We start from the raw sequence: 16335 nt of genomic DNA on the forward strand, positions 1-16335 counted from the left end.
TGCACCTTCCGTGACTGAATCTTCGATTGAAGCGCCTCAGGCTGAGGCACCCCAGCCCGATGCCTCCCGCCCGGTGAGCCCCCTGCTGAGCCTGCACGGCGCTTTTGCCGCCTCCGGGCTGGATGCCGGCGTCGCCGCACACTACGGCAACCCCATGCTGGAGCAGCGCGCCCTCAGCTTCGACCGCTCCGCCGGTGCGGATGAGCCGCTAGTGTTAGTGGACCGCTCCTCCCTGGGCGTAGTGCGTGTTGCGGGTCCGGACCGCCAGACTTGGCTGACTTCCATCGCTTCTCAGATTCTGACCGGCATGACCGCCGGGGAGAGCCGCGAGTTCCTGCTGCTTTCGCCTCAGGGCCGCGTGGAGTATGCCCCGGCTGCTATCGAAGATGGCGAGGCGCTCTGGCTCATCGTGGAGGGCGACCAGGCTCAGCCGCTGACCGATTACCTGAACCGCATGAAGTTCATGATGCGTGTTGAGGTACAGAACCTCAGCGACGAGTACGCCGTGCTGGAGAGCGCCCGCAACCCGATTCTGCAGGACGGTTCGGTGCATCCGGCGCTCGCCGAGACTAAGCCGCTGGTGTGGGAGGACTCTTGGCACACTCCGGCACCTGGCAGCTACCGTTACGATGAGGCGGGTGACGCTCACCCTGGCGCGGACTACGTGCGTTTCTTGAGCATCGTGCCGCGCTCTGTTCTGCCCGCCCTGGCTGAATCTTCGGACGCGCGTTTTGCGGGTCTGTGGGCTGCGGAGGCTCTGCGTATTGAGGCGTGGCGCCCCCGCTATGGCACCGAGGCTGACGATAAGACCATCCCGCAGGAGCTGGATTACACCCGTACGGCGGTGCATTTTGATAAGGGCTGCTACAAGGGGCAGGAGACGGTGGCTCGTGTGCATAACCTGGGCCGCCCGCCGCGCCGCCTGGTGTTCTTGGATATTGACGGTTCGGAGCACACCCTGCCGGCGGCAGGTAGTGAGCTGTTCGTGGAGGGCAAGTCCCGCCCGGTCGGTCGTATTACCTCAGTGGCGTTGCATCACGAGGCGGGCCCGATTGCTCTGGCTGTGATTAAACGCGGCGTTGACCCGCAGGCGCCTTTGCGTGCGGTTGATGGCGGCGATTTCCTGCCCGATGGTTCGCCGGCGCCGGCGACCGAGTACGCGGTGGCTCAGACGACGGTGGTTTCGCCGGAGTCCGGTGAGGTGGCGCGTCGTTCTTTGGCGGGTCAGGACTTCCTGAAGCGCTAGGCGCTCCCCGACCCAAAACCGCCTGAACTAGAACCCATCCCAACTAGAACCGCGGAGGCGGACACTCGTTGCGAGTGCCCGCCTCCGCGGTTTTAGTATGAGTGCTCAGCGAGCTTGCTGAGCTTGCTGAGCTTGCGGGGTTTAGCGGCCGAAGAGGACGGCTGCTTCTTCCCAACGTTCCTGAGGTACGGACTTCAGACCGTCCAGTGCCTCTTCAAGGGGTACGTACTTGATCTCGGTGCCCTGAACGGAGACCATCTTGCCCCACTGCTTCTGAGCGACCATGTCGACTGCGCCCATGCCCAGGCGGGTTGCGAGCACGCGGTCGTAGCCGGTGGGTGCGCCACCGCGCTGGATGTGGCCCAGGATGGTGTTACGGGTTTCGACGCCGGTCATCTTCTCGATTTCGTGGGTGATGTACTCACCGATACCACCGAGGCGGGGACGACCGTCCTTCTCGGTACCCTTGTTTGCCATGACGTCGTCGAAGCCTTCGGGGATGAAGCCCTCAGCAACAACAACCAGGGGAGAGCGGCCGCGGTCGTGTACTTCCTTGACCCATTCAGCAACCTGCTCCATGGAGACCTTGACCTCGGGGATCAGGATTGCGTGTGCGCCTGCAGCCATACCGGAGTGCAGTGCGATCCAGCCGACGTGGCGGCCCATGACCTCTGCAACCATGCAGCGGTGGTGCGATTCACCGGTGGTGCGGATGCGGTCCATAGCCTCGGTTGCGATGGACACTGCGGTGTCGAAGCCGAAGGTGTAGTCGGTTGCGCGCAGGTCGTTGTCAATGGTCTTGGGGACACCGATGACGGGCAGGCCTGCGTCTGCCAGACGCTTTGCGCCTGCGAGGGTGCCTTCACCGCCGATAGCGACGATTGCGTCGATGCCGTGGCGTTCCATCATGATTTCGATGTTCTCGGGGCCACCGTTGGGGCCGTCGAAGGGGTTGGTGCGGGAGGTACCGATGATGGTGCCGCCCTGGGCTGCCAGGCCGCGGACCTTCTGGCGGGGCAGGTCCATGTAGTCGCCTTCAACGACGCCGCGCCAGCCATCGCGGAAGCCGACGAATTCGTAGCCGTACTTCTTGACACCGTTGAGCACGGCGCCGCGGATGACAGCGTTCAGGCCGGGGCAGTCGCCGCCGGAAGTAAGCAGACCGATCTTCATGGTTGGCTCCTAATGTCTGCGCGTTTTAGGTGTTGTGCGCGCGTATATAACTATGACCTCCGCGATTTTGGCACGGGAATGTGTGCCGGTCGGGAGGTCGTTCTCTTGGTCTCTATTTTAGCGGTGTTTGGGTTGTGTTGGTAGTGGTGGAAAGGCGTGGGAATGCCCAAATCGCGGCATAAAAGTTCAGGTTTTTGAAACCTGTATGTTTGGGTTTGAAACACAAATAGCCGCCGCTTCCCACCTATGGCACCGAAGAGGCAAACGAGGCCTCCGCGCATCCGAAAAGATGCGGGAGGCCTCGAACGTTTTAAAAATATTTTTAAATCTTTGTGGGATTCCCGGTTTTTAGGACATAAAACGGTCAATAGCCCTGTGTTTGATTGTTTTGTGCCGGTTCACCCAACACCTAAACCGCACCTCCCGCCGGGGCAAGAGACGCGGTCCGGAGAGCTGCGAACTAGTCGCGTGCCTGACCGAGGAACTTCTGCAGGCGTGCCAGGCCCTCCGCCAGGTCCTCGTCGCTCAGGGCGTAGGAGAGGCGCAGGTAGCCGCTGGGACCGAATGCCTCGCCGGGAACTACGGCGACCTCAGCCTTTTCGAGGATGAGCTCAGCCAGCTCTGCGGTGGTCTGCGGGCGTACGCCTTCAATTTCCTTGCCGAGCAGTTCGCGTACGTCCGGGTAGGCGTAGAACGCGCCGGTGGGTACGGGGCAGTGCACGCCTTCAATAGCGTTCAGGCCATCTACGATGGTGCGGCGGCGGCGGTCGAAGGCGGCGTGCATGATTTCTACGTCGTCCTGCGGGCCGGTCAGTGCGGCAAGGGCTGCGCGCTGGGCGATGTTGTTGACGTTGGAGGTCATGTGGGACTGCAGGTTGGAGGCTGCGGCGATGACGTCGCGCGGGCCAATCATCCAGCCCACACGCCAACCGGTCATGGCGTAGGTCTTTGCCACACCGTTGAGGATGACGCACAGGTCAGCGAGCTCGGGCACCGCCTTCAGGATGGAGACTGCCTGAACACCGTCATAGGTGAGGTGCTCGTAAATCTCGTCGGTCAGCACGAAAATACCCTTAGACAAAGCCCATTCGCCGATGGCGCGGGTTTCCTCTTCGGTGTAGACGGCACCGGTCGGGTTGGAAGGGGAGACGAAGATGAGCGCCTTGGTGGCGGGGGTGTAGGCTGCTTCGAGCTGCTCGACGGTGACCTTGTAGTGCTGGTCGCTACCGGCGAATACCTCGATGGGGTTGCCGCCGGCCAGGCGGATGCACTCGGGGTAGGTGGTCCAGTAGGGTGCGGGCAACAGGACGTCGTCGCCTTCGTCGATGACGGTTGCGAATGCCTGGTAGACCGCCTGCTTGCCGCCGTTGGTGATGACAACCTGGGAGGGGTCAATCTCTACGCCGGAGTCGCGCAGGGTCTTTTCCGCGATTGCCTTCTTCAGTTCGGGAAGACCGGAGGCGGGGGAGTATCGGAAGTTCTTGGGGTCGTTGAGCGCTTCGCGTGCGGCGTCCACAATGTGCGCGGGGGTGGGGAAGTCCGGTTCGCCTGCGCCGAAACCGATGACGGGGCGTCCCTGAGCCTTGAGTGCTTTTGCCTTTGCGTCGACGGCAAGGGTTGCGGAGGGTGCGATGGCACCGATGCGGCTTGAAATACGCGCCATGGGGCTCTCTTCTCTTTCTTCTTGTGCGCTGCCGGCGTGAAGTCGACAAGGAAATAGGTGATGGGAATGCACGTGTGGGACCAATCTGCGCCTGATGGGCGCGGGTGTGTGCGGCATTCCTCTTATTAGGATACGGTCCACTAGTAGTGATGCGGAACCCTTCGTCAAGGTATCTCAAGAGGTTTTTCGAAAAATATTACATTCTGAAGTTGCATCGGCCCCGAAAGATGGTTTACAGTTAGTTCTGCACCCGCAAGGGTGTAATTGTTTGCCCCTCTAAAGCCCACGGCTTAGGAGGCAATGGAGGAGTAGACAAGTGAGAAGCAACTCTCACACCTGAAGTTAACGCTTCAAAGGGTGGTGGCTCAATTGGTAGAGCAGCGGTCTCCAAAACCGCAGGTTGCAGGTTCGAGTCCTGTCCGCCCTGCTTTTATTGCCTCAATAACATCTTCGTACGCCCGTTCCCCGGGCGTACTTTTTTAGACTCAGAAAGGGGCAGAAGAAATGGCATCGTCTGCTACCGCCGAGAAGGTTGTTAAGCCCGGCGCATCGTCGAAGAGCGATAAGAAGCTCGGTTTCTTCGGCCGTATTTTTGCATTCCTCCGTGAAGTTATTGCGGAGTTGAAGAAGGTTACTACTCCCACCGGACGTGAACTGGTTGGTTACTTCTTCGGAGTTCTGTTCTTCGTCGTGGTGATGCTCCTTCTTATTTCTGGTCTGGATTATCTTTTCGGCCAGGGAGCATTCTGGATTTTCGGTAACGGAACCATTCAGCGTAACTAGTACTGGCTGCATCCTTATTCTGGGTGCCCCATCAGTGATTTCCCTCAGCGCATTGGTGAGTGGAAGTCCCCTCTAGATGATTAACGATAGAAAGTAGGAGCGACGTGTCCGAGCAGGAACTGGTATCCGAGATTGAAGAGGTCGAGGTAGCCGCTGCTGAGGCTACTGAGGAGTCTGCGGCTATTGAGCAGCAGGCTGAGGAAGCTACCGAGGCTGTCGAGGTGGCTGAAGCAGCTGCTGAGGCTGCTGAGGAAGTCGACGCTCTGGAAGAATTCAAGTCCAAGCTGCGCCGTCAGATGGGCGACTGGTACGTGGTGCACACCTACTCCGGTTACGAGAACAAGGTGAAGACCGGTATCGAGACCCGTATCCAGAACCTGGAAGCTGAAGATGAGATCTTCGAGGTTCAGGTTCCCATGGAGACCGTGGTTGAGTTCAAGAACACCGTGAAGAAGACCATCCGCCGCGTGCGTGTTCCCGGTTACGTTCTGGTTCGTATGGAACTGACCGACCACTCGTGGGGCGTTGTCCGCCACACCCCCGGTGTGACTGGCTTCGTGGGTCAGGATGCGTACAACCCGGTCCCGCTGCGCATGGACGAGGTCTTCGACATGCTCCTGCCGGTCTTCGAAGAGCAGCAGCAGAGCCAGGGCCTGCCCGTTTCCAAGCCCGTTATCGAGTCCGACTACACTGTGGGCGAGAACGTCCGCGTGAAGTCCGGTGCTTTCGAGGGCATGGATGCTACCGTTTCGGAGATCAAGGGCGAGTCCCAGCAGATTGTCGTGATGATTTCCGTCTTCGGTCGCGACACCCCGGTGACCTTGAGCTTCACCGAGATCGAAAAGATTTAACGCTTCTAGCGTGTGAATATGAGCCTCGCACTGTTGGTGCGGGGCTCATATTTTGTGTCGGCTTTGTAAGCGGCATTAGTTGTGCAGACGAGGTTTAATCTTTCTGTTAGCTGGGGCTGGATTAAGTCGCTGATTAACGCTAGAATGTTGGTTTGTGTATGCGCATGTCACGCTTTCATGTGGATGCACGGGTGACCGCGCCACGGTCACCGTCTTGCCGGCGTACGCTCCTGTGCGTCGGTTCCCAGCTAAGAAAAGGACCCTACATTGGCTCCCAAGAAGAAGGTCACTGGCCTCATCAAGCTGCAGATCCAGGCAGGCGCCGCTAACCCGGCTCCCCCCGTCGGCCCCGCACTGGGCTCGCACGGTGTGAACATCATGGAGTTCTGCAAGGCATACAACGCTGCAACTGAGTCGCAGCGCGGTAACATCATCCCCGTTGAGATTACCGTCTACGAGGATCGCTCCTTCACCTTCATCACCAAGACTCCTCCGGCTTCCCAGCTGATCAAGAAGGCTGCTGGCGTTGCTAAGGGCTCCGCTGTTCCTCACACCACCAAGGTTGGTTCGCTGACCGAGGCTCAGGTGCGCGAGATCGCTGAGACCAAGATGCCCGACCTGAACGCAAACGACCTGGATGCTGCATCCAAGATCATCGCAGGTACCGCTCGTTCCATGGGTATCACCGTCGAGTAATTTCGGTTCGCCGAATAGCCGAGTAATCGGCACCGTAGATTTTTCTACACAGAACTTGTAAATGCCCGTCGTATAGACGGGATGTGGCAGAGCCGAGCGCGGCTCACGAGACCACAACTGCATAAGGAGAAAAGCAGATGGCAAAGCGCAGCAAGGCGTACAAGGCAGCTGTAGCCAAGATTGAAGAGGGTAAGCTCTACACCCCCGCTGAGGCAGTTGCCCTGGCGAAGGAAACCTCTTCCACCAAGACCGACGCAACCGTTGAGGTTGCAATGCGTCTGTCCGTTGACCCCCGTAAGGCAGACCAGATGGTTCGCGGTACCGTGAACCTGCCCCACGGCACCGGTAAGACCGCTCGCGTGGTCGTTATCGCAGCAGGCCCCAAGGCTGCTGAGGCTGAGGCAGCTGGCGCTGACTACGTTGGTTCCGACGAGCTGATCGCAAAGATCGCTGGCGGCTGGACCGACTTCGACGCAGCGGTTGCAACCCCCGACATGATGGGCAAGGTCGGCCGCCTGGGTAAGATCCTGGGTCCCCGTAACCTGATGCCGAACCCCAAGACCGGTACCGTGACCATGGATGTCGCAAAGGCTGTTGCAGACATCAAGGGCGGTAAGATCGACTTCCGCGTTGACCGTAACTCCAACCTGCACTTCATCATCGGTAAGGCTTCCTTCACCGCTGAGCAGCTGGAGGAGAACTTCCAGGCAGCTCTGGAAGAGGTTAACCGCCTGAAGCCCTCTTCGGCTAAGGGCCGTTACATCTCCAAGGCAACCGTTGCTACCACCTTCGGCCCCGGCATCCCCGTTGATCCCGCTGCCGTTGCTGCCTAAGGTATGCACCTGTAGCTTCTAGCATTTAGCTAGTAGTCGCCCCCGACGTTTAGGCGTCGGGGGCGATTTTTATGCCTGCTCTCCTGCCGCTCTACCTGTATGTTCTGGAATATATCTGCGGCGAGCTCGTTAGAATAAACAGCACACACTTCGTTCTTATCATCCTAGTTCCGCCTGCCTGATGTGCGGGCTCAAGCAGACCTTAAGGATCTATTCATGACTCAGCCTTTACCGGCTTCTTCTACTCCCTCAGCGCAGGCTGCCACTCGTCCCTTCCCGATTCCCGTCAGCTACTTTGCGATGGCACTGGGTACCGGTGCCCTGGGCGCGGCATGGCGTGCCGCCGCCTCCGCGGGTATGGTTCCCGCTTGGCTGGGTGAGGCGATTCTTGCTTTCGCCGCTGTGGTGTGGCTGATTCTGATTGCCGCCATGGTTGTTGCGGTGTTGAATTTCCGCCCGTGGCTGCGGGAGCAGTGGGCGCATCCGGTGCGGTGCTGCTTCTTTTCGCTAATCCCGGCGACGACCGCGCAGATGGGTGCGACGGTTTTCCCGTACCTGTCCTACCTGGGTTACGCTTTGGCGATTCTTGGCGGTCTGGGGCAGCTGTACTTTGCCTCCCACCGCATTGCGGGTATGTGGCGCGGTACCCACGTGGCGGAGGCGACCACCCCGGTACTATACCTGCCGACGGTTGCGACGAACTTTGCGACGGCAACCGCGATGGGCATGATGGGATGGAAGGACGCGGCGATGCTTTTCTTCGGCGCGGGCCTGATTTCGTGGTTCAGCATGGAGTCTGCGATCTTGAACCGTCTGCGTAACCTGGCTCCGATGAACATTGGTGAGCGCGGTCTGATGGGTGTGCAGTTGGCTCCGCCGTTTGTGGGAGGCAACGCGTACCTGGCAGCTAATGGCGGCACGGTGGACTGGTTCTTCCTCATCATGACCGGTTACGGTATTTTGCAGCTGCTCTTTTTGATGCGTCTGCTGCCCTGGATTATGGAGGGCGGCTTCTCCATGAGCCTGTGGGGTTTCTCCTTCGGTATGGGTGCAATGGTTTCTAGCGGCGTGCATTTGAGCGCCGCGGGCGTGCTGAACCCGCTGGGTATTGTGCTGATGGCGATTGGTACTGGTTTCTTGGTCTTCCTGTGGGGCGGTGTGGCGTATGTGGCGTCGCAGGGTCGTTTGTTGGTGGGGCGGCGCTAGAGGCCTTTCGCTGCTTTAGGCATATGGTGTGAGCCCCGGATGTGATCCGGGGCTTTGCCGTGCCTAGACTTTCTTGTGTGGGCTTTTTTGTTTGGTTTTTCTTCAGGCAGCCGGCGTGGAGGCTGAGGCGGTTGTTTATGACGGCGCTTATCTTCTGTGCCCGTGCCGGGAGCGAGTTTCGGCGATAATGGGGGAATGACTTCTGCATCCTATTCTTCTGCTGCGGCGGAGCCTTTTGAAGGCCTACGTATTCGAGGTGTCGCTAAGACCTTTGGCACCGATACGACGGTTCTGAACGAGATTGACCTGGATGTGCACCCCGGCGAGCTGATTTCTCTGGTTGGTTCTTCGGGTACAGGTAAGTCCACTCTGCTGCGCATTATTGCCGGTTTGGAGGAGCCGAGCGCGGGTCGGGTGACCTATGCCGGTCAGCCTCTGGAACGCGGCTCGGTGGGTGTGGTTTTTCAGCGCCCTATTCTGTACCCGCACCTGAGCGTGAAGGACAATATTATGTTTCCGACCCGGCTGGGTGCGTTCGCCGGCCGGGTTGATATGGACTACTACCGTGAGCTGCTGGAGGCTTTGAAGCTTGAGGGGCTGGAGTCCCGTAAGCCTTCGCAACTGTCGGGTGGTCAGGCTCAGCGTGTGGGTATTGCGCGTGCTTTGATTCGTCGTGCCCCGGTGGTTCTTTTTGATGAGCCGCTGGCGAGTGTGGATGAGCAGATGAGCGCGAGTATCCGCGCCGATATTGTGCGCCTGCATGAGCGTTACGGTTTTACGGGCCTGTACGTGACCCATGATCAGAATGAGGCGCTCATGCTGGGGCAGCGTGTGGCGGTGATGGATGCTGGCTACCTGGTGCAGGTGGACACTCCGGAGCGGTTGCTGGCGCATCCGCATACTCTGCAGGTGGCGAAGCTTTTGGCGGCGCCCGCACTGAACCTTTTGAATCTTGAGGATTCGGAGTCGCTTCCTGCCGGGTGCGAGTTGGCGATTCGTGCGACCGCTTTGTGCCCCGTGGCGGCAGACGCTGCTCATGCTCTGCCGGTGCAGGTGCTCGGGTGCCGTCACCTAGTCGGTGGCATGCTGTACCGCGGGCGTCTGCTGGAGGCGGTTTCCTTACCTTTGAAATCCCCGCGGGCTCAGACGGAAACTGAGCTGAGCGCCCAAATGTATGCCCGTGTGCGTGCGGGTCAGGAACTTGAGTTCTTTATTCCCGATGCGCAGGGTGCTACCTTGAGCGGAACCTCCCCGAACAGTACTTTCCTGAGTGTGGGAGAGCGGGTGCACCTGGGTGTGGCAGCGGAGCGTTGCTTCTTGTTCTCAGGTGGAAAGCGCTTTTACCTCTAGAACACGGTTTCTGGGCCTTTCAATCGGGCCTTTTAGGCGGGAGAAAGAGCGGTTATTTGGCTTAAAAGGGGTCTTTAAGTGATTAATCCCACTTAATCACGTTTTTAACTTGCGACTCGGGCTTTAACCTGAGATGATGAATGAACCAAAGACCGCCGGTCTAGAACTATGTCCTTTATCGCCACCTCGGTGGAGACGAAGAACAGAGTTCTGATAAGAGCAGATTTCACTAGAAATCGCCGCCCGCGTAGGTAACTCGAAGTGAATAGTCGTTGCCCTGATTTAGGTGCCGCCTATCGTGCCTCGTACGCCTACGCGTCGGGGCATTTTTTATTGCTTGCAATAAATGCTTCGAGGCTCTACCGGCGACCTTACAAGAATCGGAAGAAGGAACTACCATGGCGACTCAGGAAAAGATCGCTGCAGTATCCGAGCTGAAGGAACTCTTCGAAGCTTCGAACGCAGTCATCCTGACCGAATACCGCGGTCTCACTGTTGCACAGCTCAAGGAGCTGCGCCGCGCACTCGGTGCAGAGACCGAATACGCCGTGGTGAAGAACACGCTGGCTGCTATCGCAGCTAAGGAAGCTGGCATCGACGCATTCGAAGGCCACCTCCAGGGTCCCTCCGCACTGGCATTCATCAAGGGCGACCTGATCGATGCTGCTAAGGGCCTGCGTGACTTTGCCAAGGCTAACCCCCAGCTGATTGTGAAGAACGGTTACTACGAAGGTGCCGCTCTTTCCGAGGACGACGTCAAGCGCTACGCTGACCTGGAATCCCGCGAGGTTCTGCTGTCCAAGGTTGCAGGTGGTGCAAAGGCTACCATCGCACGCATCGCACAGGTTGTGGACGCACTGCGCGTCAAGCTGGAGGAGCAGGAAGGCGCAGCTCCCGCTGCAGCCGAGGAGGCTTCGGAAGAGGCATAAGCCCCTTTCGTGCTACTGCACCAGCGCTGAGATACTCAGCAGCGTGAACGCAAACAGCGTATAACGCACCCTAAATTTGACCGACCCTTTCGGGTAGGTACTGAAGATTTACACCGCGGGCGTCAGCCCGCACCAGATAGTGAAGGAGCCAAACAATGGCTAAGCTGTCCATCGAAGAACTCATTGCAGCATTCAAGGAACTGTCCCTGGTTGAGGTTTCCGAGTTCGTTAAGGCATTCGAGGAAGAGTTCGACGTCACCGCAGCAGCTCCCGTTGCTGTTGTAGCAGGCGGCGCAGCAGGCGAGGCTGCTGAAGAGAAGTCCGAGTTCGACGTTATCCTGGAGTCCGCTGGCGACAAGAAGATCGCAGTGATCAAGGAAGTTCGTGCCCTGACCTCCCTCGGCCTGAAGGAAGCAAAGGACCTGGTTGACAGCGCTCCCAAGGCTCTGCTCGAGGGCGTTTCCAAGGAAGACGCTGAGAAGGCTAAGGAGCAGCTCGAGGCTGCTGGCGCAACCATCACCCTCAAGTAATCGACTTCTTCTCGATTCTTACGCGGGCGGTGCATCCATCGGATGTGCCGCCTCGCGGCATTTAACGGCCCCGAACCCGCCCGGTATGAAGACTGGGGAGGTTCGGGGCTTTGCCGCATCCGCTCTTTTCTCCTGTAGCAAACGGTGGTGCTGTCCTATCTGACCGCGCTCACCCGCAGAAGTCGCTGTGACCGCACTGTGCCCCGGATGAGAGAGGCTGAGAGCACTGTGGTGCCTCTCTCCTAGAGCCCGGCAACGGGGCAGAGGTGCCGTATGATGGGATGAGACAACCCAGACATTCCTTTGCACGAAAGCGGATAGACATGAGCGAGCAGAAGAAAAAGAAGAAGAGCGCAACCGAGCGACCCGCCCGCGACTTGGCGGCTGAAGCACAGCAGGTCCTGGACGCTTTCGGTGCCGGTGTTCGTGAAGACCGCGACTACCCTGCTCTGCACCTGGCGCCTCCCGTGGGCCGCCTGAATGACCCGAACGGCCTGGTCTTCGATGGTAAGCGTTATCACGCCTTCTACCAGTACTCGCCCCTGCACCCGGAGCGTATGGTCTACTGGCGTCATGCGGTCAGTGAGGACCTGACCCACTGGACCGATGAGGGTACCGCCCTGGTGCCCGATAGCCGCTACGACTCGCACGGCTGCTACTCCGGCTCCGGTATTAAGGTTCCCGGCGGTTTTGAGTTCTTCTACACCGGTAACGTGAAGGACGAGAAGGGCAACCGTGAAACCTACCAGATTCTCGCAACTGCGGGTGAGGACGCGAAGCCGACCCGTCAGCTGCCCCCGCTGATTTCCGGCCCTGAGAAGGGCTACACCGCGCACTACCGCGACCCGCACGTCTTTGAGCGTAACGGCGAGTGGTGGATGGTTATTGGTGCTCAGCGTGAAGACAAGACCGGCGCCGTGGTCGTGTACACCTCCGCTGACCGCCGCGAGTGGGCCTTCCGCGGCGAGCTGGACATCAAGGATAAGAGCCTCAAGGGCACCTACATGTATGAGTGCCCCTCCCTGCTGAGCATGCGTGATGAGCTGACCGGCGAGATTCGTGACGTGCTGATTTTCAGCCCGCAGGGCATGCATCCCCTCGGCGAGAAGTACAACAACATTTTCCAGAGCGGCTACATTGTTGGTTCGCTGGATAACAAGACCCTCAAGTTCACCGTGGAGACCCCCTTCACCGAGCTGGATGCAGGTTTCGAGTTCTACGCACCGCAGACCATCTCCGGTACCGGCCTGACCGCCGATCCGGAGGCACCGCACACCGTGAGCGGTGACGCCCCGGTAATGATTGCTTGGCTGGGCAATGCAGACCAGGACGACCTGCCCTCGTGGAGCCACCGCTGGGTGCACATGTTCACCTACCCGCGCGAACTGCACCTGCGCAACGGCAAGCTGTTCCAGCGCCCGGTTCCTCAGCTGAACGACGCGATGGAGATGACCCCGCTGTACCGCGAGGAGGAGAAGGGTAAGCTCGTCGAGCTGAAGAATGCCCTGACCTTCCGTCTGCGCGGCCGCGTGAACGTCTCTGACGAGTGCGTGAAGCTGAAGATCAAGGACACTCACGGCGTGGCACTGAGCATCGTTCTGGATAAGGACTTTGTGCAGATGGACCGTGGCGGTACCCGCTACACCGAGGGTGGCAGCCTGCGCCGTCGAACCCTGAAGCGTTCGAAGATTCGCGAGTTTGACCTGCTTGTGGACGGTTCGGCTACCGAACTGTACGTGGGTGGCAAGCTGGTTGCCTCCATGGGCGCTGAGGTTATGACCGCTCGCACCTTCTTCAAGGGCGATAAGCGCCGCGTCCGCCTGACCGGTGGCGAGGTGCTGTCCCTGGAGTATGGCCGCCTCTAAGCCATTTTCTAGGCGTTGGGAGCCGCCTATGCGGGTAGTTTCCGGTAATTTCTGAATATGTTTGAGAGCTCACTCTCCGTGTGGAGAGTGGGCCCTCGCTTTTAAGAACTTTCCCGTGATACCATGTTTTACATCTGATATGTCAAACGTATGACATATACATGACATGCACACACAGACATGTCACCCCACCCCATTTACAAAGCATCATACGGTGGTGCTCCAAACAAAGGAGAGCGAGCGTGGACCACAAGTCAGTGGCACAGCGCGTGCTGAAGGACGTCGGTGGCGCCGGCAACATCGTTGCAGCCGCACACTGCGCAACCCGCCTTCGCCTCGTCCTGAAGAACCAGGACAAGGTCGACCAGGCAGCAATCGACAACGACGAGGATCTTAAGGGCAGCTTCCTCAATGCTGGCCAGTTCCAGATTATCGTCGGCCCCGGCGACGTTAACGAGGTACACAAGCACCTTATCGCCGCTGGCGCACCCGAAGCATCTAAGGATGATCTCAAGGAAATCGCCTCCAAGCAGGGCAACATCGTTTCCCGCTTCATTAAGACCATTGCTGATATCTTCGTCCCGCTGATTCCGGTTCTGGTCGGTGGCGGTATGCTGATGGCAATCAACAGCGTGCTGACCTCCAAGGGTATCTTTGGTCCCGAGAGCTTCATCGCAATGCACCCCGAGTGGGCTGACTTTGCAGACATCATCAACCTGCTCTCCGCAGCTCCCTTCGCCTTCCTGCCCGTGCTGGTCGGCTTCTCCGCTACTAAGGTCTTCGGTGGTAACCCCTACCTCGGTCTGACCATGGGTGCCGCGATGGTTTCCCCGGCCCTAATGAACGGCTACAGTGTCGCAGCATCCCTGGCGGGTGCTGAAGGCACCGACCCGATGAAGTACTGGAACCTCTTCGGTCTGCAGGTCCAGCAAGCGGGTTACCAGGGTACCGTGCTGCCCATTATGCTGGTCGCCTTCATCCTGGCGAATATCGAGAAGTTCTTCCACAAGGTCCTCAAGGGCACCATCGACTTCATCTTCACCCCCACTCTGACCATCCTCATCACCGGCTTCCTGACCTTTATTCTGGTCGGTCCCCCGATGTTCCAGCTGGGTACCTGGTTGGGCGAGGGCGTGAACTGGCTCTACACCGTTGCCGGCCCGCTCGGCGGTCTGGTCTTCGGTACCTTCTACGCATTCATCGTGATGACCGGTATGCACCAGGCATTCCCGCCCATCGAGATGAGCCTGTGGGCTACCGGTGGTTCCTTCATCTTTGTTGTCGCGTCGATGTCTAACGTGGCGCAGGGTGCTGCTGCAGCCGGTGTTGCGCTGACCACCAAGAACAAGAAGATTAAGGGTATTGCTTCGGCATCTGCACCCTCGGCATTCCTCGGCATTACCGAGCCCGCAATGTTCGGTGTGAACCTGGCTCTGCGCTGGCCCTTCTACATTGCTATTGTTTCCGCAGGTATCGGTGCAATGGTCGCTTCCATCCTGAATGTGAAGGCAATTGCTCTGGGCGCCGCTGGTTACATCGGCTTCCCCTCCATTAGCCCCACTACCGGCGCGGGCTGGGCTGGCTTCTTCGGCTGCCTCATCCTGACCACCGTTATCGCTTTCGTTGCCTCCTTTATCTGGGGTAAGAAGGTTGAGGCTGGCAACACTGAGGCACCCGCTGCACCCGCTGCTGCCGCTCCCGTTGCCACCGTAGCTGCTGCCGCAGCTCCCGCCGCCGCTGTAGCATCTGAGGCTGGCGAGAGCGTCGAAATCGGTTCCCACATGGTCGGTTCCGTGGTTCTGCTGGCTGACGTCAAGGATCCCACCTTCTCCTCCGGCGCACTGGGTGCAGGCACCGCAGTGGAGCCCACCGAAGGTAAGCTCTACGCACCGGCTGACGGCAAGATCACCGTTGCATTCCCCACCGGCCACGCATACGGTCTGCGCACCGAGGACGGCCTGGATCTGCTGATGCACATCGGCATGGACACCGTTGAGCTCGACGGCAAGCACTTCGAGCCCAAGGTTGCTAAGGGTGACACCGTCAAGCGCGGCGACGTCATCGCTGAGTTCGATATCCCCGCCATCAAGGCTGCTGGCTACCCGCTGGCAACCCCCATGGTGATTACCAACGCCAAGAAGGCGGCTGCTTCGGTTGAAGATGTTCAGGCTTCGGGCGCATCGGTGACCAGCGCAGATTCGCTGCTGAAGGTTGCACTGAAGGCAAAGGCTAACGCATAGTCTGCACTCTTAATGAGTAGATAACCTCAACGTGATGTACACCCCGTACCCCTCTTCCTAGAGTTGGTGCGGGGTGTACATTTTTTCCTGCAAAGTAATGCAAAAATAACATGAATAAATATTCGTAAAATTTATGCATATTGGTGCAATATAAGCTGGCACACATTCGATGCATGGCTATGAAAAATGTCTTGATAAGGCAGAATTTATTAGCCAGGAGTGAATAATCCAGCTAATATTTATGTATACTTTCAAGCTTTTGTAAAGGGTGAATATGACCTTAGCTTCCTATACTGTCCGCACCGCCGAGCCTCATGAATATGCCGAAGCGCTCGAAGTCCTGATTGCCGCGTTTGACGGTGACCCTGCCATGATGGCAGTCATTGCAGGCGGTAGCCGCCGACAGGAACTCGCCAGGCTCCGCGCCATTATGACCCTTCAGGTCTACGGCAACTTCCAGGGTCGCGGCCGTATCGACATTGCTATTGACGACTCTACCGGCAAGATTGTGGGTGTTTGTCTCTGGAACACCCCTGAATCCCATGAGGGTTCCTTCGCTAACGAGCTCAAGCAGATTGGCGCCTACTACAAGGCACTCGGTTGCAAGACCCTGCTGAGGGCAGTCCTGATGGAGCTACACCTGCTCAAGTACCGCCCCGCGTACAAGCACTGGTACCTCTTCAACATTGGTGTCCTCGAAGAGTACCGAGGCCGCGGCATCGGCTCGCAGCTACTCGATTACGGTACCGAACGCATCGGCGACTACCCCGCCTACCTCGAAGCATCGACCTACGATAGTGCCCGTCTCTATGAGCGCCGCGGATTCTTCTCCCTCGGCCCGCTCCACGGAATCTTCTCCAAGGCACACGCCGTTGGTATGGTCTACCCCGGCACCGGTCCCACCGAGATTGTGCAGCGCACCTCCTAAACTTCCGGACGCGCACAAAACCGATAAATGTATATGCAAAAT

At 58.7% G+C, this 16335-nt stretch carries 14 protein-coding genes and 1 tRNA gene; 13 read left to right on the forward strand and 2 right to left on the reverse strand.

The features are described from left to right. Positions 1-10: 10 nt before the first annotated feature. Entirely contained in the window at positions 11-1246 is a 1236-nt protein-coding gene (locus HMPREF2710_RS00610) for a CAF17-like 4Fe-4S cluster assembly/insertion protein YgfZ (RefSeq protein WP_070599003.1), read from the forward strand. A 141-nt stretch (positions 1247-1387) separates the two neighbouring features. On the opposite strand, the gene HMPREF2710_RS00615 is transcribed toward HMPREF2710_RS00610, so the two are convergent. Further along, positions 1388-2419 (reverse strand): 6-phosphofructokinase, encoded by a 1032-nt coding sequence (locus HMPREF2710_RS00615; protein WP_005504866.1) that lies wholly within the window; start codon positions 2417-2419, stop codon positions 1388-1390. Positions 2420-2879: 460 nt separating this feature from the next. Further along, positions 2880-4082, reverse strand: a complete 1203-nt coding sequence (locus HMPREF2710_RS00620; RefSeq protein WP_005508355.1) for a pyridoxal phosphate-dependent aminotransferase — start codon at positions 4080-4082, stop codon at positions 2880-2882. 354 nt (positions 4083-4436) lie between these two features. Between HMPREF2710_RS00620 and HMPREF2710_RS00625 the strand changes: the two genes are divergently transcribed. From HMPREF2710_RS00625 to HMPREF2710_RS00680, 12 genes are all read left to right on the forward strand, one after another. Continuing rightward, positions 4437-4509 (forward strand) — tRNA-Trp (locus HMPREF2710_RS00625). Between the two features lie 77 nt (positions 4510-4586). Further along, positions 4587-4865, forward strand: a complete 279-nt coding sequence (gene secE, locus HMPREF2710_RS00630) for a preprotein translocase subunit SecE (protein WP_012903011.1) — start codon at positions 4587-4589, stop codon at positions 4863-4865. A gap of 104 nt (positions 4866-4969) precedes the next feature. Continuing rightward, positions 4970-5716: a transcription termination/antitermination protein NusG gene (gene nusG, locus HMPREF2710_RS00635; RefSeq protein WP_049338063.1), complete on the forward strand. Its 747-nt coding sequence runs from the start codon at positions 4970-4972 to the stop codon at positions 5714-5716. A 267-nt stretch (positions 5717-5983) separates the two neighbouring features. Then, positions 5984-6412 (forward strand): 50S ribosomal protein L11, encoded by a 429-nt coding sequence (gene rplK, locus HMPREF2710_RS00640; RefSeq protein WP_005504870.1) that lies wholly within the window; start codon positions 5984-5986, stop codon positions 6410-6412. Between the two features lie 137 nt (positions 6413-6549). Further along, positions 6550-7245, forward strand: coding sequence for a 50S ribosomal protein L1 (gene rplA, locus HMPREF2710_RS00645; protein WP_005504876.1), 696 nt, complete (start codon positions 6550-6552; stop codon positions 7243-7245). Between the two features lie 216 nt (positions 7246-7461). Continuing rightward, complete coding sequence (locus tag HMPREF2710_RS00650) at positions 7462-8451, forward strand: SLAC1 family transporter (RefSeq protein WP_070541406.1); 990 nt, start codon at positions 7462-7464, stop codon at positions 8449-8451. A gap of 195 nt (positions 8452-8646) precedes the next feature. Next, positions 8647-9801, forward strand: coding sequence for an ABC transporter ATP-binding protein (locus HMPREF2710_RS00655; RefSeq protein ID WP_070599009.1), 1155 nt, complete (start codon positions 8647-8649; stop codon positions 9799-9801). Positions 9802-10199: 398 nt separating this feature from the next. Further along, the gene (gene rplJ, locus HMPREF2710_RS00660) at positions 10200-10730 is read left to right on the forward strand and encodes a 50S ribosomal protein L10 (protein ID WP_044150180.1); all 531 of its coding nucleotides are present in this window, start codon (positions 10200-10202) and stop codon (positions 10728-10730) included. A gap of 155 nt (positions 10731-10885) precedes the next feature. After that, positions 10886-11260 (forward strand): 50S ribosomal protein L7/L12, encoded by a 375-nt coding sequence (rplL, locus tag HMPREF2710_RS00665; RefSeq protein ID WP_005504884.1) that lies wholly within the window; start codon positions 10886-10888, stop codon positions 11258-11260. A gap of 323 nt (positions 11261-11583) precedes the next feature. Further along, positions 11584-13125, forward strand: coding sequence for a glycoside hydrolase family 32 protein (locus HMPREF2710_RS00670; RefSeq protein WP_049363153.1), 1542 nt, complete (start codon positions 11584-11586; stop codon positions 13123-13125). Between the two features lie 242 nt (positions 13126-13367). Further along, positions 13368-15365, forward strand: coding sequence for a PTS sucrose transporter subunit IIABC (locus HMPREF2710_RS00675; protein WP_049349209.1), 1998 nt, complete (start codon positions 13368-13370; stop codon positions 15363-15365). 274 nt (positions 15366-15639) lie between these two features. Beyond that, positions 15640-16293 (forward strand): GNAT family N-acetyltransferase, encoded by a 654-nt coding sequence (locus HMPREF2710_RS00680; protein ID WP_070541418.1) that lies wholly within the window; start codon positions 15640-15642, stop codon positions 16291-16293. Positions 16294-16335: the final 42 nt, after the last annotated feature.

Source organism: Rothia sp. HMSC069D01 (genome assembly GCF_001810135.1).
Lineage (GTDB): Bacteria > Actinomycetota > Actinomycetes > Actinomycetales > Micrococcaceae > Rothia.